This window comes from Mailhella sp. (assembly GCF_057866825.1).
Window position 1 is genome coordinate 1 of record NZ_DBMAHT010000039.1, and the last position, 18,268, is coordinate 18,268.

The following is an 18,268-nucleotide window of genomic DNA, read 5'->3' on the forward strand; positions in this document are numbered from 1 at the left end:
TGCCCGTGCTTCGATGCCCGTCGCTCTGGAAACGTTTCATCCCTGCATCCCCTGGCGCAGTATGGAAGGGCGGCGAAGGCTCCCCGGCATGAACTCACGTCGCGCCCCTCACTCTGCATCGGACGGCAGGGGAGGGGAATTTTTTTCTTTGGAGTCCCCGGCAGGGGGCGGCGGAAGAGAGGGGGAGGAAATCTGTTTTCTCCAGAGCGTTCGTCAGGCAGCGGAAGAACGGGGGAAGTTGTTTTTCCCGGAATTTTCGGCAGGGAGGCGGAAGCCGTGGAAGTCGTTTCCCCGGAGCGCAAAAACGCCCGGACGGCGAACCGTCCGGGCGTTTGAAACCGCAGAGATGAGGCGGCCGGTTTCCCGGCGACCCGCTATTCGGCGAGTTCGAAGGGCTCGCCGCCCTCGCGCTTCATTTCAATGGCGATCTTCCACAGCAGGGTGACCACAAGGGCGCCCACGGCGAAGATGCCGAGGCCGATGGAGACTTCCCAGAAGGTGGGAGTATAGACTTCATAGGTCTCGTAGGGGGTGGGAGCGAAACCGCCGATGAGCAGGCCGAGGCCCTTGTCGATCCAGGAGGCGATCACGAGCATGACCAGCGCCCAGGGCAGAATCTTCATGTTGTTGCGGAACTTGGGAATGGCCAGCAGGAAGATGCTCACGAAGGCGAGCACCACGGCCACCCACATCCAGCCGTTGAGCCACACGTTGAGGCCTTCATGACCGTTGAAGATGAAGGTGATGGGGTGCTGATGGCCGGGAATGCCGCTGTAGAAGGCGGTGAACAGTTCGAGCACGTAGAAGAACATGTTCAGGCCCATGGCGTAGGCGATGGTGATGGACAGGGACTTCACCACGGCCTTGCCGGGATCGAAGCCGGTGAGGCGCTTCAGGAGCAGCAGGGCGAGCAGCAGGATGGAAGGACCGGCGCAGAACGCGGAAGCCAGGAAGCGGGCGGCCATGATGGCGGAGAGCCAGTAGTGGCGTCCGGGGAGACCGGCGTACAGGAAGGCGGTCACGGTGTGGATGGAGAAGGCCCAGAAGATGGACACGACCACGAGCACCTTGACCCAGCGGGGCACGGGCACGTGACGGCTTTCATGCTCCAGCGAGGTCCAGCCGATGACGGCGTTGAGCAGCAGGTAGCCGCAAAGCACCGTGGCGTCCCAGAACATGACCGAGTTCGGCGTGGGATGCAGAATGATGTTCAGCACGCGCTGCGGCTGGCCCATATCAACCACGATGAAGAGCATGCACATGATGACCGCGCCGATGGCGAGGAATTCTGCGAACACGATCACGCGGTGATAGGGGTGATAGTGATGGAAGGTGGCGGGCAGAACCAGCATCACGGCCGCGGCGGCCACGCCCACCAGATAGGTGAACTGGGCGATGTAGAAGCCCCACGAGGTGTTGCGGGTAAGGCCGGTCATCTGCAGACCGTAGATGAGCTGGAACACATAGACGATGAAGGCATAGCCTATGATGGCCAGCAGGAAGAGAATCCACAGATAATACTTGGGAGAACCCTTGAGAACTTTTTCAACCATGGTTCCCTCCTAGATGATGTAGTAAACGCCGGGATCGGTGCCCAGATCGGGCTTGCGGCGCATGCTGAAGTTCTTGGCGAGGACACGACGGACGATGGAGTTCGGGTCGTTGAGGTCGCCGAACATGATGGCGCCGTTGGAAGCCTCGACACAGGCGGGCATGAGTCCCTTTTCCAGGCGTTCGGCGCAGAAGGTGCACTTTTCCACCACGCCGCGCATGCGGGTGGGGTAGGCGGGATTCAGGTCCTTGATGAAGGGACGCGGATCCTGGAAGTTGAAGCTTCTGGAGCCGTAGGGGCAGGCGGCCATGCAGAAGCGGCAGCCCACGCAGCGGTGATAGTCGATGGCCACGAGGCCGCCTTCCGTCTTGTAGGTGGCGCCGGCGGGGCAGACGCGCACGCAGGAGGGATTGGTGCAGTGGTTGCACAGCAGGAAGAAGCGGCGATCCTCGATGTTTTCGGGAAGCATCGGGGTGGGATCGTTGGCGAAGGCGTGTTCAAAGGTATCGTCCCAGATCCACTTCACTTCGTGCTTGCCGGGAATGGTGGGCACGTTGTGCGCCTTGTGGCAGGCTTCCACGATGGGGCGCATGTCTTCCACCGTCTGAATGCGGCGGGTGTCGATGACCATGGCCCAGCGCTTTGCCTTCCGTTCCTCGGGATAGGCTTCATAGGAGGCCTTGGCCGCTTCCGCGCGGGCCGCTCCCGCAGCCAGGGCGAAGGTGGACAGGCCTGCGACCTTGAGAAAATAACGTCTACTCGAATTCATGATTGTTCCCCTGGGGTACGACGTGGCAGTCCCAGCAGTACGGGTTCACGCTGTTGGCGTTGTGGCACTTGTCGCAGAATTCGGCCTTGTTGCTGTGGCAGGCCATGCAGGTGTTCTGCAGACTGGTTTCCCATTTCTTGCCGTCGGAAGCGACGTAGATGCGCTTGTTTTCGCGCAGGGCCTTGTCGCGCCACTCAAGGAGCAGCTCCATATGGTTGGCGGCCATCCATTCTCTGGGCTCGATGCACTGGGTGCGTTCTTCGCCGAAGAAGGTGACGGGTTCCTTGGGGAGCTCCACCTTGACCTCTTCGTGACCGGAAGAAAGCATATTGATCCAGAAGGGCGCGGTGAACAGCCCGGCAAATACGATGATGCCGGGGATGACGAATTTTGCGTTGTACATTTATGCTTCCTCCGAGGCGGCGGGATCTTCATCGGGGAAGGGCAGATCTTCCTGACGCAGGTCCATGGTGCGGGGAATTTCGCCCTTCATCACCAGGGCGTTGGCCACGAGTTCGTGCAGGCCGCTCACCGTGACGCCGGGCACCCAGTAGTCGACGAGCGGAGGCAGAGCCGCGCGGTCGAGGGCGCAGACGCAGCCCATCCAGTTCACGCCCTTGGTGTCGTGAACGTAGCGCAGGGCGTTGGCGCGGGGGAAGCCGCCGCGCAGACGCTGATCCATGATTTCTTCGGCGTTCAGACCGGAGCCGGAACCGCAGCAGAAGGTTTCCTCACGGATGGTGTGCTCGGGCATTTCCACGAAGTTGTTGCAGACGTGCTTCAGGATGTAGCGGGGCTCTTCCAGAAGACCCATGGCACGGGCCGGGTTGCAGGAGTCGTGCCAGGTGGTGATGATGTGGTTGTTGCGCTCGGGGCGCAGATTGAGCTTGTTGTGCTTGATGAGGTCGGCCGTGAATTCGGCGATGTGCACCATCTTGGTGGCGGCGGCGTTCTTGAACACCGTGCCGGTGATGGGGGAGACGGGCACTTCCATGTTGGGCGGGGTGGGGCCGTTGTAGGTGGCCATGTACTGGTTCACCACGCGCCACATGTGGCCGCATTCGCCGCCGAGAATCCACTTCACGCCGAGGCGTTCGGCTTCCGCGTACATTTTGGCGTTCAGCTTCTTGGCCACGTCGAAGGAGACGAAGGAGCCGAAGTTGCCGCCTTCGGAAGCGTAGGTGGAAAGCGTGTAGTCCAGGCCGATTTCATGGAACAGCATGAGGTAGCCCATGAAGGTGTAGATGCCGGGATCGGCGAAGTAGTCGCCCGAGGGGGTGATGAAGATGACTTCATGACCCTTTTCGTTCCACGGCGGATCCACGCGGATACCGGTGATGGTCTCGATGTCGTCGCAGAGGAATTCCACGATTTCGCGCATGGAATGGGGCTGCACGCCGAGGTGGTTGCCGGTGCGGTTGCAGTCGTTGACCGAGTTCATGATCCAGTGGATGCCGAGACCGAGGTCAAGCAGCATCTGGCGCACGATGACCGTGATTTCGGCGGTGTCGATGCCGTAGGGGCAGAACAGGGAGCAGCGGCGGCACTCGGTGCACTGATAGAAGTAGATGAACCACTCCTTGATGACGTCCTTGTCGAGCTTGCGGGCACCGGCGAGCTTGCCGAGCAGGCGGCCTGCGGTGGTGAAGTCCTTGCGGTACACCGAACGCAGAAGTTCGGCGCGCAGCACGGGCATGTTCTTGGGGTCGTTGGTGCCGAGGAAGAAGTGGCACTTGTCGGCGCATGCGCCGCAGCGCACGCAGCAGTCCATGAACACCTTGAGGGAACGGTGCTTGTTCAGCGCGTCCTGCAGGGAGTTGTGGAGAATCTGTTCCCAGTTTTCGGGCAGTTCCCAGTCTTCGTTGTCGGGCGCCCAGTCATGGGCGTTCTCGAAGCCGAGTCCTTTCAGTATTTCCGTCTTGGCGGGATAGCAGAAGCTGCCGGGATGAAAATCCGGCTTGGTGTCCATCCAGCCCTCTTTGGGGAAGGAAGTGGGCGTGGCCGCCAGCAATTCTTCGGGTGTGGGCATTTTTGCCATGACCAGTAACTCCTTAGGCTTCCGTCTTGGGTTCAGGCTGCTTTTCTACAGGGATGCCGGCCTCAACCATGGCTTCACGGAAATCATCTTCATATTCGGCGTAGGTGTGGTAGTTCTTGGGCGGGTTCCAGGGGTTCACGTGACGTTCTTCGCGGGTGTTGCACTTCATGTTGCGGGTGGGGCTCATGAAGACGCCGCCCATGTGCATCAGCTTGGAGAAGGGGAAGTAGATGAGCAGAGCGCTCACCAGCGTGACGTGAATGAAGAAGATGGAGCCTATGCCGGAGGGATCCACGGGCTGCAGCGTGGCGAGGCCCATGATGACTTCCTTCACCTGATTGATGTCCACCTTGGAGATGTAGCGCATGCAGATGCCGGAACCGGCAATGGCGATGAGCAGAAACAGCGCGAAGTAGTCGGCGGGCAGCGAGATGTAGCGGAGCTTTTCGGTGCAGACGCGGCGCAGCAGCAGGAAGGCGAGGGCGCCGAGAATGAAGGCGTCGGTGAGGTAGAAGCGGGGAGCGCCTACCTGGAACACGCCGTCCACGAATTCGATGACGGCAATGCACGTGGGCACCGGGTCAAGGAAGAAGCGGGCGTGGCGGATGATGATGACCAGCATGCTGTAATGGAACAGCAGGGCGAACACCCACAGCCACTTGTTGGAAAAATAGGTGATGCGCGGCGCTCCGTCGATGGTGGTGCGTTCCGCGCGCGTGTTGCGGAACAGCGACCGGAAGGCGAACACCTCAAGGATCATGCGGCCGACGACGGCGGGCGTGGTCCACGGGCATTCGAGACGGTTGGGCTTGATCCAGTCCAGAGAACGCTGCTGGCCCGCCACTGTGGGAATGGCGAACGGTACGGGCGATTTAGCCCAGCGAACGATCTTCCAGATGAAGCCGATGATGAACACAGCACCCGCTACCAGCGGCAAGATTACGCCGAGCAGATACTGCAGGCCAAGTGCTGACCCGGCCCATCCTATAAGCAGGATGAGCAGAGTGGCCGCAAATGCGATGGTCATTCCTCTACCCCTCGATTTTCAGTTTCAGGAGCAGATTCCGCCTGCTCCCTCCGAAGCTTGGCCAGTCGAATCACCTGCGACTGGCTTCGCTTTACTTCCTCCACTCGTATTCTGAACACGCGTTCCCGCGCCTCGGAGTACATGTCCAGCGCCATGAGCCCCAGAGTGTCGATTCTGGATTCCATGTCGAGGTACGCGTTCAGCATGTCCTGACCGGCAAGTTCCGGCTTCAGGCATTCGGGCAGCACGTCGCTGCGCAGTATGTCCTTGAGCAGGTACAGTGCGCCCACGGCCTTGGCGGGGGGCATGTCCTGCACGGCGCGTATCCAGATGAGGTCGTGAAGGGCCTGCTTCACGGTGTCGGGTTCGGCGTCCATGCCGATGACGGCGTCGAAGAGCACCGACGCCGAATGACGCGTCGTCTCTCCCACGGGATTGGCGAACCGGTCGCGGCTTGTCCGCATGAAGCCCTTGCTGTCAAGAGGATAGCTGGCAAAGAATCGGTTGACCCAGCGATCTACCAGCGCCTCGCGCCGATTGCTGCACAGTTCTGCGATGTCCATGTATGCCTGCGTGAATAATGGTGAAAAGCTGCGGCCGAAAAATGGCCGCTAATTTGGCAGAGGTTAGCTTAAGTTTCGGCAAGAGACAAGTCGGCATTATTGCCGATTGAAGCCATTTTTCCTGCAATGTCGGCGAATTGAAAAAAAATGCGTCTTTGTGAAGCTTATGGCGTCATGCCGCTTGTATCAATGAGACCGGAGGTCGAGGGCGGCGCGGGGGGCTCTTCGCAGGGCGCGTCGTCGCCTCCGCCGCAGAATCCGGCCACGCCGAGGCCGGGAACGTCCGGCAGGGCGTCGGAAGGCTGGTCGGCGGGAGCGCGCTCCTGCGGCTCGTCGGGCGCGGGCTCTTCAGCGAGAAATGCGGGCAGTCCCTTGAATTCCACGAAGGGCAGCCTGTCGGAACCTGCGGCACGCACGTGCGCGTGATTGCGCCACAGGCGGAACTGGAGCAGCAGCATGCTCGGCTTCAGCAGGCTGAGGCGCGAGGCGACGCTCTGCTCGAAGGCAACGGGATCGGGCGCGTTCTGCCTTGCGTTCTGCACGGCCTGTTCGAGGGATTCGCCCCTTTCGAGGCTGTCGGCCATGTCTGCAATGATGAGCACGTCTCTGGCGTCTTCCGGCACGGGATACCAGGCGGCGTCCGCAAGGCTGCCGGAGCTCGCGATGAGCGTCTGGCAGGCGCGGCAGCTCGGGGAGAAATAGACCTGCACGGAGGAGCCTTGTTCCGACTCGGGCAGCGGCGACCACGGATCCGCAAGATCGCGCGCCACGCCGCCGAGATCAATGACGAGAAGCACGAGCCAGACGGCGGCGAGCGTGGAGCGTTCCCGGCGCGGCGGAAGATTGTCGGCGCGGAGAATCAGATAGTTCAGGGCGATGAGCGAGCCCACGATGAGGCAGTTCACGCAGGGAGCGGTGAACACCATGACGCAGAGCAGCACGACGTCTGCCGCGAGCGCGAGCGCGGCAAGAAGATAGGCCGCGCGGGAGAAGCGCAGCAGGGCGAGCGCGAGCAGAACGGAGAAAAGAACGATGCCTGCCTGCCAGAGCGACACGCCCGCGAGACGGAAATCCTGGAAGAGGGCGCAGCCGTCGGTAAGGCAGAGCGCCTTGCCGCCGGTGAAGAACACCCAGAGGCAGAAGAGAAGGCCCGCAAGGCTTGCCGCAGCCGCAGCAGGAGAATAGGGACGTGTGCTTTTGAGCATGGCGGCTCCTTGATGCTGTTTCCTTCGGAAGTAGCGTAGTCGTGTGGCGGCGTAAAGAGTTTTTTGCCCGGAGCGGACGGGGCGACGGCCGCGGGGCCTGCCTTGAAAGAGGCGCTGCGGCCGCCTGCGGGAGAATTTCGGCGCATGATTTTCGCGCTGTGCCGTCGCGGGGGCGCTTCGGCCATCTTTGCCCGCGGCAGCTCCACGGCGGTCGCGCCGTCCGAGCGGGAGAGGGCATCCGTCAGGCGGCCTCCGTCCGTGGTGGGGCGTCGTCCGCAAGTGAGGGGCGCGCTCCGCCTTCACCTGCTGCGAGACCCGCTCGTTCAAGCGTTATCGCGCACGGGGGCACGCTGGCGCGCCTGTCGTTGTGTCGCGTCGTTGCTCGCGCCGGAGGGCAGTAAAACGCGAGTAGCATGCGGCTGAACAGGTTGCAGGGGGGGCGTTGCGCCTTCGTGCGCCTTGGAAGAGGGGGGCGGGGGCTGCTGCGCGTTCTGTCGCGCTGCGGAAAACGCCCTCGGAAGTGCGGAGGCGGGGGCTTTGCCGGGATGGGTGAGCTCGCGAACAGAGAAAACGAAAACGCCCCGGGAGAGGGGGAGAGGGGCTCTGGCCTGTCCCTTTCTTTTATGGTAATGAGCCCGAGACAAGGAGACCATGATGCAATATCCTTCCATCGATCCCGTGGCGCTTTCCATCGGGCCGCTGCAGCTTCACTGGTACGGCCTCATGTACGTGTTCGCCTTTCTTGCGGGCTGGCTGCTCGGCCGCTGGCGCGCATCCCGTCCCTGGTCGACGTGGACGGCCGAAATGGTGGACGAGTTCGTCACCTGGGCCATGCTCGGCGTGATTCTCGGGGCCAGGCTCGGCTATGTGCTTTTCTATGATCTTTCCGCCTACGTGGCCGATCCCGTGGAAATCATCCGGGTGTGGAACGGCGGCATGTCGTTCCACGGCGGCCTTGTGGGCGTGGTGACGGCCAGCTGGCTGTGGGGACGCAGAAACGGCAGGAGCCTGCTGGACATTCTGGATTTCGTGGCTCCGCTCGTGCCCACCGGACTCTTCTTCGGCCGCATCGGCAACTTCATCAACGCCGAGCTCTGGGGCAAGGTGACGGATTTTCCCCTCGGCATGATCTTTCCCGGCGCGGGCCCGCTGCCGAGGCATCCTTCCCAGCTCTACGAGGCGGGACTCGAAGGCGTGCTCACCTTCGTCATTTTGTGGATCTACTCTTCGCGGCCCCGTCCGCGCGGCGCGGTGGCCGGACTTTTCGGCGTGCTCTATGCCGTAAGCCGCATCACCGTGGAATTTTTCCGCGTGCCGGATGCGCAGCTCGGCTATCTCTTTGCGGGCTGGGTGACCATGGGGCAGATTCTCTGCCTGCCGCTGCTTGCCGCCGGACTGTGGCTGCTCTGGCGGGCGTATCGCCCGGGGGCAAAGGCATGAAGACGCTGCTTGCGGACGGCCTTGTCGTCACCATGGACGCAGAGAGGCGCGTGCTTCGCGCCGACATTCTTGTGGAAGACGACCGCATTGCCGCCGTTTCGCCCCGCGATGCAGGCGCGCCCCGTCCGCAGGAGGGCAGGGCGGAGGACGGCACGGAGGTGGTGGACCTTTGCGGCATGACCGTGATTCCCGGCCTCGTTCAGGCGCACATGCACGTGACGCAGGCGCTCTTTCGCGGGCTGTGCGACGATCTCGCGCTCATGGAATGGCTGCGCGAACGCACCTGGCCCATGGAGTCCTCGCACAGCAGGGAAAGCAACGCGGCCTCCGCGCGTCTCGCCGCCATGGAGCTCATCCGCAGCGGCACGACTTCGCTCATCGACATGGGCACGACGCTGCACGAGGACGCCATTTTCGAGGTCATGGCCGAAGTCGGTCTGCGCGGCCTTTTCGGCAAGTGCATGATGGACGTGGGCGACGATCTGCCCGCGCTCATGCGGGAGGACGCGGGCGCGTGCATCCGGGAAACCGAGCGCCTCATCCGGCGCTGGCACATGGCGGAAAACGGGCGTCTGCGCTACGCCGTGGCCCCGCGCTTCGTGCCGTCGTGCTCGGAGAAGCTGCTCGCTTCCGCGCGCGACCTTGCGCGGCAGAACGGCCTGCGCCTGCACACCCACGCTTCGGAAAATCTCGGGGAAATTGCGCTGGTCGAGGCGCGCTGCCATGAGCGCAACGTGCGCTATCTCGACCGCATCGGCTACACCGGCGACGACGTGATTCTCGCCCACTGCATCTGGCTCGACGACGAGGAAAAACGCATTCTTGCCGAAACGGGCACGCATGTGGTTCACTGCCCCTCCTCGAACACCAAAATGTCGTCCGGCATTGCGCCCGTCACCGATCTGCGGGCGCTCGGCGCACACGTGGCGCTCGGGCTCGACGGCGCGCACGATCACATGGACGGCCTCATGGAAGTGCGTCAGGCGTCCATTCTGCAGAAGGCCCGCACCAACGATCCTACGGCGCTGCCCGCCATGGAGGCGCTGGAAATGGCCACGCTCGGCGGCGCGGAAGCCATGGGACAGGCGGACGAACTCGGAAGTCTGGAACCCGGCAAGAAGGCCGATCTCGTCGTGCTCAACATGGACATGCCCCATTCCCTGCCTGCGTGGGGACGCGATCCCGTGCAGCGGGTGGTGTATCAGGCCACGTGGGAAAACGTGGTTCACACCATGGCGGACGGGCGCTTTCTGTACCGCAATCGAACCTTCCTCACGCTCGACCCCGTGCGCACGCTGGCCGAGGCGGAAAAGCACTGCGCCGCGGTCATGAAGCGGGGCAACATTCCGCCCGTTTCCCTGTTCTTCTGCGGCGAGTGCTGAAAACGCGGCGCGACCGCCGCAGCGTTTTGTTGCCGCGCTGCTTGCCGTGCGGAACCGCCGTCGTGCTCGTTTGCCGCAGAGGGCTGCCGTTTCCGGAGCTCTCGCTCCGTTTTTCCTCTTTGGCGACGACTGGTTGAACGGCGGTCGTCCGCGTTTTAGACTTTGCGCCGCAACTCGGGGCGCAGGTCGGGAGACGGAACGCGCGTCCGTGGTGCGTCGCACGATCCGCGACGCGCCTTCGCTCCTATCCTTTATTTTCCTTTACTTATGATGGACGCATCCGCTTCCGCTCGAAGAGGGCAGCTGCGACTCTTCGTCTGTTTTGGCTTCACCCCTGGCCCGTTTCGGCCCGGAGAGAGGGAGGCTGCGCAAGAGAGGGTGAGAGCTCGCCTCTTTCCTGGTTCCGCGCGTCGCAGTCCCTCGGACTTCCGGCCCGATGCCGACTTCCGCCCGTTCCCGCACGGAATGCCGACGGAGAACGGCGGCGCGGCAAAATTTTATAAAATCTGTTATGTAATCTCCGGTCTAAATTGCGAAACAAACTTATCTCATTGAAAATAAAAGAGAAAAGTTGTTGTCGCTTCGCCTTTTTTCGCGGGGGCAGTATGGACTTGCCGTGCGAAGTATGTTCTACTCGATGGCGTTAAAAGGGATACTGCTGTCCTTTTTTGTCAGACATTGAAAGACTTTTCCTGTTCCATTCCGGGAAACAAAAGTGATTCCTGATGGTTGTGAAAAAAGTCTTCAAGGGGAGTCTCTATGAACATCACTAGGCTTGATAAAGCCAGAGACCTGAAGTTCAAGCGTCAGGTCGAAGAAGAGAGCGGTCAGAACCTGTCGGCTTGCTACCAATGCGGCAACTGCACGGCGGGCTGTCCCGGCGCTCAGGTGTACGACCGTCAGGTCAGCCAGATCATGCGCGCCGTGCAGATGGGCCTCAAGGATGAAGCCCTGAAGAACCGCTCGCTGTGGCTGTGTCTGTCGTGTTCGACCTGCAGCGCCCGCTGTCCCAACAATATCGACGTCGCCGCGGTCATGGAAACGCTCCGCATGATGGCGCGTCGCGAGGGCCTGGTGCAGGATCGTCCCATCGAATCCTTCTGGAAGGCGTTTCTCGACACCGTGCATGCCACGGGTCGTTCCTACGAGCTCGGCGTCATGTCCGACTACATGGGCCGCACGCTGCGCGGCTGGGGCAATCTGGAAATCGCCCCCATGGCGCTTCGGAAGAACAAGATGCCCTTCATTCCCTCGGTCATTCACGGACGCGAGGAAGTGGCGCGCATATTCAAGCGCTATGCGGAAAAGACGAGGAGCTGAGCCATGAAATACGCCTATTATCCCGGCTGTTCGGGCCACGGCACCTCTGTGGAGTATGAAGCCTCCACCCGCGCGGTGTGCAACGCCCTGAACATGGATCTCGTGGAAATCGAGGACTGGAACTGCTGCGGCTCCACGCCGGCCCACTCCGTGAGTCACGAGCTTTCCGGAGCGCTTGCCGCCCGCAACCTCATGCAGGCCGCCAAAACCGGCGCCGACTGCGTGATTTCGCCCTGCCCGAGCTGCTCCTCCAACCTCAAGATGGCCCGCCACCGCATGCAGAATCCCGCCTTCAAGGCCAAGGTGGACGAGTTGCTCGACGCTCCCACTCCGGCCAACGCCGACGGCGGCGCCGATCTCATGGAAACCTATTCCGTGCTTCAGGCCATCGTGGAGAACGTGGGCGTGGAAAACATCGCCTCCCGCGTGACCTATCCTCTGGAAGGCATCAAGGTGGTCACCTACTACGGCTGCCTCCTGAGCCGTCCCGCGCACGTGGCGAAGTTCGACGATCCGGAAAATCCCGTCTCCCTCGACAACATCATGAAGGCGCTCGGCGCGGAAGTGCTGCCCTTCGCCCTGAAGACCGAATGCTGCGGCGCGGCCATGGGCATTCCGGACGTGAACATTCCCGGCTCTCTGAGCGGACGCATCCTCGACACCGCCAAGGCCGTGGGCGCCGAAGCCGTGGTCACCGCCTGCCCGCTCTGCCACATGAATCTCGACCTGCGCCAGCGTCAGGCCGCCAGAATCTCGAAGAAGAGCTTTTTCGGTCTGCCGGTGTTCTACTACACCCAGCTCATTGCGCTCGCCTTCGGTCTGCCCAAGAACGCCATGCGTCTGGACAAGCTGGCCGTCAATCCCTATCCCCTTCTGGACAAGATCGCCGAACGCCGCAAGGCCCGTGTTTCCGCCGAGCTTGAAGCCATGAAGGCCGCAGGAGCCGCATCATGAAAATCGGCGTATTCGTCTGTCACTGCGGCAGCAACATCGAAGCGACGGTGGATACCGCCACGGTCGCCAAGATCGCGCTGACCTATCCCGATGTCGTCTTCTCCGAAGACACCATGTACACCTGTTCCGAGCCCGGACAGGAAAACATCGTTCAGGCCATCAAGACGCACGGCCTCGACGGCGTGGTGGTGGCTTCCTGCTCGCCCAGAATGCACGAGCCCACGTTCCGCCGCACGGTGGAGCGCGCCGGTCTCAACCGCTACATGTTTGAAATGGCCAACATCCGCGAGCACGTCTCCTGGATCGGCCGCGACCGCGAAGCCAATACCAACAAGGCCGCCGAACTCGTGCGCCTCGCCGTGGAAAAGCTGCGCCGCAACACCCCCCTCTACGCCAAGCAGTTCGACGTGACCAAGCGCGTGCTCGTCATCGGCGGCGGCGTGGCCGGCATTCAGGCCGCTCTCGATGCGGCCGATTCCGGCATCGGCGTGGTCATGGTGGAGCGCGAAAGCACCATCGGCGGCAAGATGGCCAAGCTCGACAAGACCTTCCCCACCATCGACTGCTCAAGCTGCGTGCTCGCGCCCAAGATGGTGGACGTGGCCCAGAACCCGAACATCACGCTCTACGCCCATTCCGAGGTGGAGAGCATTTCCGGCTTCGTGGGCAACTTCACCGTGAAGATCAGAAAGCGCGCCACCTACGTTGACTGGACCAAGTGCACCGGCTGCGGCACCTGCACCGAAAAGTGCCCCACCAAGAACGTGCCCGACGCCTTCAACGAAGACATCAGCAACTGCCGCGCCATCAACATTCCCTTCCCGCAGGCCATTCCCAAGAAGGCCACCATCAACCCCGACTACTGCCGCAAGATCAAGGAAGGCAAGTGCGGCGTGTGCGCCAAGGTGTGCCCCACCGGCGCCATCGTGTACGACATGGTGGATGAAATCGTGGAAGAAAAGGTGGGCGCCATCATCGCGGCCACCGGCTACGATCTCGTGGACTGGACCGTGTACAAGGAATACGGCGGCGGCGCCTATCCCGACGTCATCACGAGCCTGCAGTACGAACGCATGATGTCCGCCTCCGGTCCCACCGGCGGTCACATCCATCGTCCTTCCGACGGCATGGAGCCCAAGAACATCGTGTTCATCCAGTGCGTGGGCTCCCGCGACTGCTCCATCGACCGCCCGTACTGCTCCGGCTTCTGCTGCATGTACACGGCCAAGCAGGCCATCATGACCAAGGATCATCTGCCCGATTCCGAAGCCTTCGTGTTCTACATGGACATCCGCGCTCCGGGCAAGATGTACGATGAATTCACCCGTCGCGCTCAGGAAGAGTACGGCGTGCAGTACATCCGCGGCCGCGTGTCCGCCATTCAGCCGACGGTCCGTCCCGACGGCAAGGTGGGCTACATTGTGCGCGGCGCCGACACCCTGCTCGGTCAGCCCGTTGAGGTGGACGCCGACATGGTGGTGCTCGCCGTGGGCGTGGAAGGCGCAAAGGGCGCGGGAAGCCTCGCCGAAAAGCTGCGCATTTCCTACGACCACTACGGTTTCTTCATGGAAAGCCACGTGAAGCTGCGCCCCGTGGAAACCAACACCGCGGGCGTGTATCTCGCCGGCGTGTGCCAGGGCCCCAAGGACATTCCCGCCTCCGTGGCGCAGGGCAGCGCCGCCGCAGCCAAGGTCATGGCGCTCTTCTCCAAGCCCAAGCTGGAGAACGATCCGCAGGTGTCCGTGGTGGACATCAAGCGCTGCGTGGACTGCGGCAAGTGCATCCAGGTATGCCCCTATCAGGCCATCGAAGAGGTGGAGATCCGCGGCCAGAAGAAGGCCCACGTGATCGAAACCGTCTGCCAGGGCTGCGGCCTCTGCACGGCCACCTGCCCGCAGGGCGCCATTCAGGTCGCCCACTTCACCGACAATCAGCTTCTCGCGGAGGTTAACGCCCTATGTCTGTCCTAGCTGGCAAGGAGCTCCGTATCGTAGGTTTTCTTTGTAACTGGTGCTCTTACGGCGGCGCCGATACGGCCGGTACCGCCCGCGCCGTCCAGCCTACCGACCTTCGCATCATCCGCGTCCCCTGTTCCGGCCGCGTGAACCCTCTCTTCGTGCTCAAGGCCCTCATCAACGGGGCCGACGGCGTTCTGGTGTCGGGCTGCCATCCGCGCGACTGCCACTATTCCGCGGGCAACTACTACGCCCGTCGTCGTCTGGAACTGCTCAAGGATTTCCTGCCGGTCATCGGCATCAATCCCGACCGCTTCGAGTACACCTGGGTTTCCGCTTCCGAAGGTCAGCGCTGGAAGGACGTGGTCACCAACTTCACGAACCGCATCCACGCGCTCGGACCCGCTCCCCGCTGGGAAGACGTGCCCGCCCGCTATGATCGCCCCGAAGAACTCATCGAGTCCATCCGTCCGCTCGGCTGCGGCGCGCATCCCTCGCTGCCCGATCTCAAGCAGGCCATCAAGGACGCGCTCGCCGAAGGTCTCGAAGGCGTGCTCGGCTGGAAGCAGGGCTTCGACGCCATCCACGCCGAACCCGTGTTCATGACCACCCCCGAAGAAGTGGATTCCCTCATCTGGGGCCCCTTCAACGTTCACAACCTCGCCGTGTATCTGCCCCAGTACAAGGGCCGCAAGATAGGCGTGGTGGTCAAGGGCTGCGACAGCAAGGGCGTGGTCGAGCTGCTCGCCGAAAATCTCATTTCCCGCGAGGAAGTGAAGATCTTCGGCATGGGCTGCAACGGCACCGTGAGCCTGCCCCGCATTCTGGCCAAGCTCCCCGAAGGCGCGAAGATCGAATCCTGCGTCGGCCGCGGCAACAAGCTGACCATCACCGCCGGCGGTCAGGAATACGAAATGACCATGGCGGAAGTCGCGCAGGACAAGTGCCGTCTCTGCACCAAGCCGAACGCCGTTCTCTCCGACGTGTTCGTGGGCAATCCCACCGTGGAGCCCGCGGCTCCGGCCGACGGCCGTCTGCCCGGCCTGCGCTTCCTCGACTCTCTGAGCCTTGAGGAACGCATGGGCTACTGGAAGGGCCAGATGGAACGCTGCATTGCCTGCCACGCCTGCCGCGGCGCCTGCCCCATGTGCGTCTGCCGCGACTACTGCGTGTCCGACACCCGCGATCCCGCGTGGGTCACGCAGGAAGACACCGTGCAGCAGAAGCTGTTCTTCCAGCTCATTCACGCCCAGCACCTCGCCGGACGCTGCACGGGCTGCACCGAATGCGAACGCGCCTGCCCCATGGACATTCCCGTGTTCGCGCTCAAGCAGCAGTTTGGCCGCATGATTCAGAAGATCTTCAGCTACGGCGCGGGCCTCGACGTGAAGGCCACGCCTCCGCTGCTCACCTATCAGGTGGAAGAACCGACTATCAAGGAGCATGATCTGGCATGAGCAGTCTCCTTTTCGCAACACCGAAAGAGCTGACGGGCTGGCTTGCCAAGCTGGCCTCCGGCCATCGCGTGCTGGCTCCCCGTCAGGAAGGCCCCAGCGTGGTCTATCGTCCCCAGACGGCCGAGCAGCTCGCCTCCGCCGACATCGACGCGCTGCTGCGCCGCGCCACCGCTTCCCCCAAGCAGGCCATGCTGCCGCAGTGCGAAACGCTGGTGACCTTCAAGTCCGTCAAGGACGCTGAGGATCCCGCCAAGCTGACCACCACGCTGGAAGTTCCCGCCGACGCCGAACCCACGGTGCTTTTCGGCTGCCGTCCCTGCGACGCGCGCGGCTTCGTGGTGCTCGACCGTCCGTATCTGGAAGGCAAGTTCAAGGATCCGTACTACGGCGCCCGCCGCAAGGCTACGGTCATTGTGACGCAGGCCTGCCCCTCGGCCTTTGCCTCCTGCTTCTGCAACTGGGTGGGCAGCCATCCTTCCGACAAGGAAGGTTCGGACATCCTCTTCACCGCCGTGGAAGGCGGCTTCGTTCTGGAAGTCGTCACGGAAAAGGGGCAGGCCCTTGTGGAAGGCGCAGGCTTTGCCGACGCCGCGGACAAGGCCACGGAAGCGGAAGCGGCTCATGCTGCTGCCGCCGCTTCCCTGAATCCTGCGCCCGAGCTGACCCACGTCATGGAAAAGGTGGCCTCTCGCTTTACCGACAAGGCCTTCTGGGACAAGGAAACAGTGAAGTGCCTTTCCTGCGGCGCGTGCACCTATCTGTGCCCCACCTGCCAGTGCTTCACCATTACCGATGAAGGCTCGCAGCTCGACGGCCGCCGTCTGCGCAGCTGGGATTCCTGCATGACTCCGCTCTTCACGTTGGAGACCAGCGGGCACAATCCCCGTTCTTCCAAGGCCGACCGCATGCGCAACCGCGTGAGCCACAAGTTCAGCTTCTACCCCGAACGCTACGACGGCTTCTTCTCCTGCGTGGGCTGCGGCCGCTGCGTGGTGAGCTGCCCCGTGTCGCTGGACATCCGTCACATGGTGCAGGCCGCCGTGGAAGGCGCAACCATCGAGATCAAGGACGAGGCCCCCGCGCCTGCGCCCGAAGCTCCGAAGGCCGCCGCTCCCGCCAAGGCTCCCGAAACTGCCGAAGTGAAGGCCGAGGCCGCTCCCGAAGCGCCTGCCGCTCCTGCGGAAGTGGAAGCTGCCGCGCCTGAAAAGGCGGCTGCGGAAGCTCCCGCGCCCAAGGCGCAGAAGAGCGCTCCCAAGACGGCTACCAAGTCTTCCACCAGAAGCAAGGCCAAGAAGAGGTAAGGAGAAGATATGAGTGAACATGACTGCGGCTGCAGCAAGAATCCTTACCTGCCTGAAGTCGCTACGGTTCTGGAAGTCATCACGGAATCTCCCACCATCAAGTCGTTCCGTGTGCGCTTTGACAATGAGGAAGCATGGAACAATTTCACCTACCAGCCCGGTCAGGTGGGACAGCTTTCCGTGTTCGGCGTGGGCGAGTCCACGTTCGTCATCAACACTCCGCCTTCGTGCAAGGACTACATTCAGTTTTCCGTCATGCGCGCGGGCGAAGTGACCACCGCCATCCACAAGCTCCAGCCCGGCGACAAGGTGGGCGTGCGCGCTCCTCTGGGGAACTATTTCCCCTATGAGCAGTGGAAGGGCAAGAACATCGTGTTCGTGGGCGGCGGCATCGGCATGGCGCCCATCCGCACCATCATGCTGCACGTGATGGAACACGCTTCCGACTACGGCAAGCTCAGCCTGCTGTACGGCGCGCGTTCCCCCGAGGACATGGCCTACAAGGCCGATCTCCCCGGCTGGCTTGAGAGCGACGTGCTGCACACCACGCTCACCATCGACCGCGAGGCCCCCAACTGGCCTCACCGTGTGGGCATGATTCCCAACGTGCTCAAGGAGCTGGCCCCCAGCCCCGACAACACCATCGCCGTGCTCTGCGGCCCGCCCATCATGATCAAGTTCACGCTGGCGGCGTTCCGCGAAATGGGCTTCAAGGATGAGAACATCATCACCACCCTTGAACGCCGCATGAAGTGCGGCATCGGCATCTGCGGCCGCTGCAACCTCGGCGGCAAGTACGTGTGCCTCGACGGCCCCGTGTTCTCGCAGGCCGAGCTCAACAATCTGCCTCCGGAAATGTAGTCCGGCGGCCATGCATGCATAAGAAAAGGCCCCTTCTTCGGAAGGGGCCTTTTTCATGCTCATTCAACCAAGAGGGGAAAGCCGGTACGCCTGTCTGCGGATCAATGCTTTTCGACAACGTTCCGCCGCTTGCGCCGCGACGGCACGAATCATGTCCGCCTGTGCCTGATCTCCCGGAAATCCTGCATCATCCGGCGAACGCAGAAGTGCCTGAGCGCAGAAAGCATCAGAGTACCTGACGCCACGCCGACCTGATGAAAAGTTTTGAAAAAGAGGATGGGGGCCCGGGGGAAGGAGGAAAAACTTTTTCATGAAGATTGTAAATTAAAACGCAACAGAGAGGTTGCCTGAAACGAAGAGACCCACGACAGTCGGGGTGCAAACAAACGAAAACCTCATAGTGAGGAGACTGTCGTGGGCCACAAACAGCTTACGCAAACTCAA

15 protein-coding genes are annotated in these 18,268 nt (G+C 62.3%); 8 read left to right on the top strand and 7 right to left on the bottom strand.

Going from position 1 to position 18,268, the window contains the following annotated elements:
• Positions 1-374: 374 nt before the first annotated feature.
• The 7 genes from dsrP to ACZM96_RS05565 all read right to left on the bottom strand — a co-directional run bounded on the left by dsrP (position 375) and on the right by ACZM96_RS05565 (position 7,154).
• On the bottom strand, positions 375-1,553 hold the full coding sequence (dsrP, locus tag ACZM96_RS05535; RefSeq protein WP_489487840.1) for a sulfate reduction electron transfer complex DsrMKJOP subunit DsrP: 1,179 nt from the start codon (positions 1,551-1,553) through the stop codon (positions 375-377).
• A gap of 9 nt (positions 1,554-1,562) precedes the next feature.
• Positions 1,563-2,321, bottom strand: a complete 759-nt coding sequence (dsrO, locus tag ACZM96_RS05540; protein WP_489487841.1) for a sulfate reduction electron transfer complex DsrMKJOP subunit DsrO — start codon at positions 2,319-2,321, stop codon at positions 1,563-1,565.
• Positions 2,308-2,724, bottom strand: a complete 417-nt coding sequence (dsrJ, locus tag ACZM96_RS05545; protein WP_489487842.1) for a sulfate reduction electron transfer complex DsrMKJOP subunit DsrJ — start codon at positions 2,722-2,724, stop codon at positions 2,308-2,310. Before dsrJ ends, dsrO begins: the two co-directional genes overlap by 14 nt.
• On the bottom strand, positions 2,725-4,359 hold the full coding sequence (gene dsrK, locus ACZM96_RS05550) for a sulfate reduction electron transfer complex DsrMKJOP subunit DsrK (protein ID WP_294487086.1): 1,635 nt from the start codon (positions 4,357-4,359) through the stop codon (positions 2,725-2,727).
• 13 nt (positions 4,360-4,372) lie between these two features.
• The gene (dsrM, locus tag ACZM96_RS05555; RefSeq protein WP_489487843.1) at positions 4,373-5,386 is read right to left on the bottom strand and encodes a sulfate reduction electron transfer complex DsrMKJOP subunit DsrM; all 1,014 of its coding nucleotides are present in this window, start codon (positions 5,384-5,386) and stop codon (positions 4,373-4,375) included.
• The gene (locus ACZM96_RS05560; RefSeq protein WP_489487844.1) at positions 5,383-5,949 is read right to left on the bottom strand and encodes an RsbRD N-terminal domain-containing protein; all 567 of its coding nucleotides are present in this window, start codon (positions 5,947-5,949) and stop codon (positions 5,383-5,385) included. Before ACZM96_RS05560 ends, dsrM begins: the two co-directional genes overlap by 4 nt.
• A gap of 164 nt (positions 5,950-6,113) precedes the next feature.
• Complete coding sequence (locus ACZM96_RS05565; RefSeq protein WP_489487845.1) at positions 6,114-7,154, bottom strand: hypothetical protein; 1,041 nt, start codon at positions 7,152-7,154, stop codon at positions 6,114-6,116.
• 651 nt (positions 7,155-7,805) lie between these two features.
• Between ACZM96_RS05565 and lgt the strand changes: the two genes are divergently transcribed.
• The 8 genes from lgt (at position 7,806) to ACZM96_RS05605 (ending at position 17,824) form a co-directional block, all read left to right on the top strand.
• Positions 7,806-8,594, top strand: a complete 789-nt coding sequence (lgt, locus tag ACZM96_RS05570; protein ID WP_489487846.1) for a prolipoprotein diacylglyceryl transferase — start codon at positions 7,806-7,808, stop codon at positions 8,592-8,594.
• Positions 8,591-9,976, top strand: a complete 1,386-nt coding sequence (locus ACZM96_RS05575; protein WP_489487847.1) for a 5'-deoxyadenosine deaminase — start codon at positions 8,591-8,593, stop codon at positions 9,974-9,976. Before lgt ends, ACZM96_RS05575 begins: the two co-directional genes overlap by 4 nt.
• A gap of 759 nt (positions 9,977-10,735) precedes the next feature.
• Positions 10,736-11,296: a 4Fe-4S dicluster domain-containing protein gene (locus tag ACZM96_RS05580; protein ID WP_489487848.1), complete on the top strand. Its 561-nt coding sequence runs from the start codon at positions 10,736-10,738 to the stop codon at positions 11,294-11,296.
• A 3-nt stretch (positions 11,297-11,299) separates the two neighbouring features.
• Complete coding sequence (locus ACZM96_RS05585; RefSeq protein ID WP_489487849.1) at positions 11,300-12,250, top strand: CoB--CoM heterodisulfide reductase iron-sulfur subunit B family protein; 951 nt, start codon at positions 11,300-11,302, stop codon at positions 12,248-12,250.
• Positions 12,247-14,220 carry a 4Fe-4S binding protein gene (locus ACZM96_RS05590; protein ID WP_346665956.1) on the top strand — a complete coding sequence of 658 codons (1,974 nt, stop codon included), beginning with the start codon at positions 12,247-12,249 and terminating at the stop codon, positions 14,218-14,220. The genes ACZM96_RS05585 and ACZM96_RS05590 overlap by 4 nt, the downstream gene beginning before the upstream one ends.
• Positions 14,208-15,662, top strand: coding sequence for a hydrogenase iron-sulfur subunit (locus ACZM96_RS05595; RefSeq protein ID WP_489487850.1), 1,455 nt, complete (start codon positions 14,208-14,210; stop codon positions 15,660-15,662). The genes ACZM96_RS05590 and ACZM96_RS05595 overlap by 13 nt, the downstream gene beginning before the upstream one ends.
• Positions 15,659-16,963, top strand: a complete 1,305-nt coding sequence (locus ACZM96_RS05600; protein ID WP_489487851.1) for a 4Fe-4S dicluster domain-containing protein — start codon at positions 15,659-15,661, stop codon at positions 16,961-16,963. Before ACZM96_RS05595 ends, ACZM96_RS05600 begins: the two co-directional genes overlap by 4 nt.
• Before the next feature lie 9 nt (positions 16,964-16,972).
• Positions 16,973-17,824 (top strand): FAD/NAD(P)-binding protein, encoded by an 852-nt coding sequence (locus tag ACZM96_RS05605; RefSeq protein WP_489487852.1) that lies wholly within the window; start codon positions 16,973-16,975, stop codon positions 17,822-17,824.
• Positions 17,825-18,268 lie beyond the last annotated feature (444 nt).

Bases quoted from the DNA above. Each gene is read 5' to 3' on its own strand.
- dsrP (WP_489487840.1), bottom strand. From the start codon at position 1,553: ATGGTTGAAAAAGTTCTCAAGGGTTCTCCCAAGTATTATCTGTGGATT.
- dsrO (WP_489487841.1), bottom strand. From the start codon at position 2,321: ATGAATTCGAGTAGACGTTATTTTCTCAAGGTCGCAGGCCTGTCCACC.
- dsrJ (WP_489487842.1), bottom strand. From the start codon at position 2,724: ATGTACAACGCAAAATTCGTCATCCCCGGCATCATCGTATTTGCCGGG.
- dsrK (WP_294487086.1), bottom strand. From the start codon at position 4,359: ATGGCAAAAATGCCCACACCCGAAGAATTGCTGGCGGCCACGCCCACT.
- dsrM (WP_489487843.1), bottom strand. From the start codon at position 5,386: ATGACCATCGCATTTGCGGCCACTCTGCTCATCCTGCTTATAGGATGG.
- ACZM96_RS05560 (WP_489487844.1), bottom strand. From the start codon at position 5,949: ATGGACATCGCAGAACTGTGCAGCAATCGGCGCGAGGCGCTGGTAGAT.
- ACZM96_RS05565 (WP_489487845.1), bottom strand. From the start codon at position 7,154: ATGCTCAAAAGCACACGTCCCTATTCTCCTGCTGCGGCTGCGGCAAGC.
- lgt (WP_489487846.1), top strand. From the start codon at position 7,806: ATGATGCAATATCCTTCCATCGATCCCGTGGCGCTTTCCATCGGGCCG.
- ACZM96_RS05575 (WP_489487847.1), top strand. From the start codon at position 8,591: ATGAAGACGCTGCTTGCGGACGGCCTTGTCGTCACCATGGACGCAGAG.
- ACZM96_RS05580 (WP_489487848.1), top strand. From the start codon at position 10,736: ATGAACATCACTAGGCTTGATAAAGCCAGAGACCTGAAGTTCAAGCGT.
- ACZM96_RS05585 (WP_489487849.1), top strand. From the start codon at position 11,300: ATGAAATACGCCTATTATCCCGGCTGTTCGGGCCACGGCACCTCTGTG.
- ACZM96_RS05590 (WP_346665956.1), top strand. From the start codon at position 12,247: ATGAAAATCGGCGTATTCGTCTGTCACTGCGGCAGCAACATCGAAGCG.
- ACZM96_RS05595 (WP_489487850.1), top strand. From the start codon at position 14,208: ATGTCTGTCCTAGCTGGCAAGGAGCTCCGTATCGTAGGTTTTCTTTGT.
- ACZM96_RS05600 (WP_489487851.1), top strand. From the start codon at position 15,659: ATGAGCAGTCTCCTTTTCGCAACACCGAAAGAGCTGACGGGCTGGCTT.
- ACZM96_RS05605 (WP_489487852.1), top strand. From the start codon at position 16,973: ATGAGTGAACATGACTGCGGCTGCAGCAAGAATCCTTACCTGCCTGAA.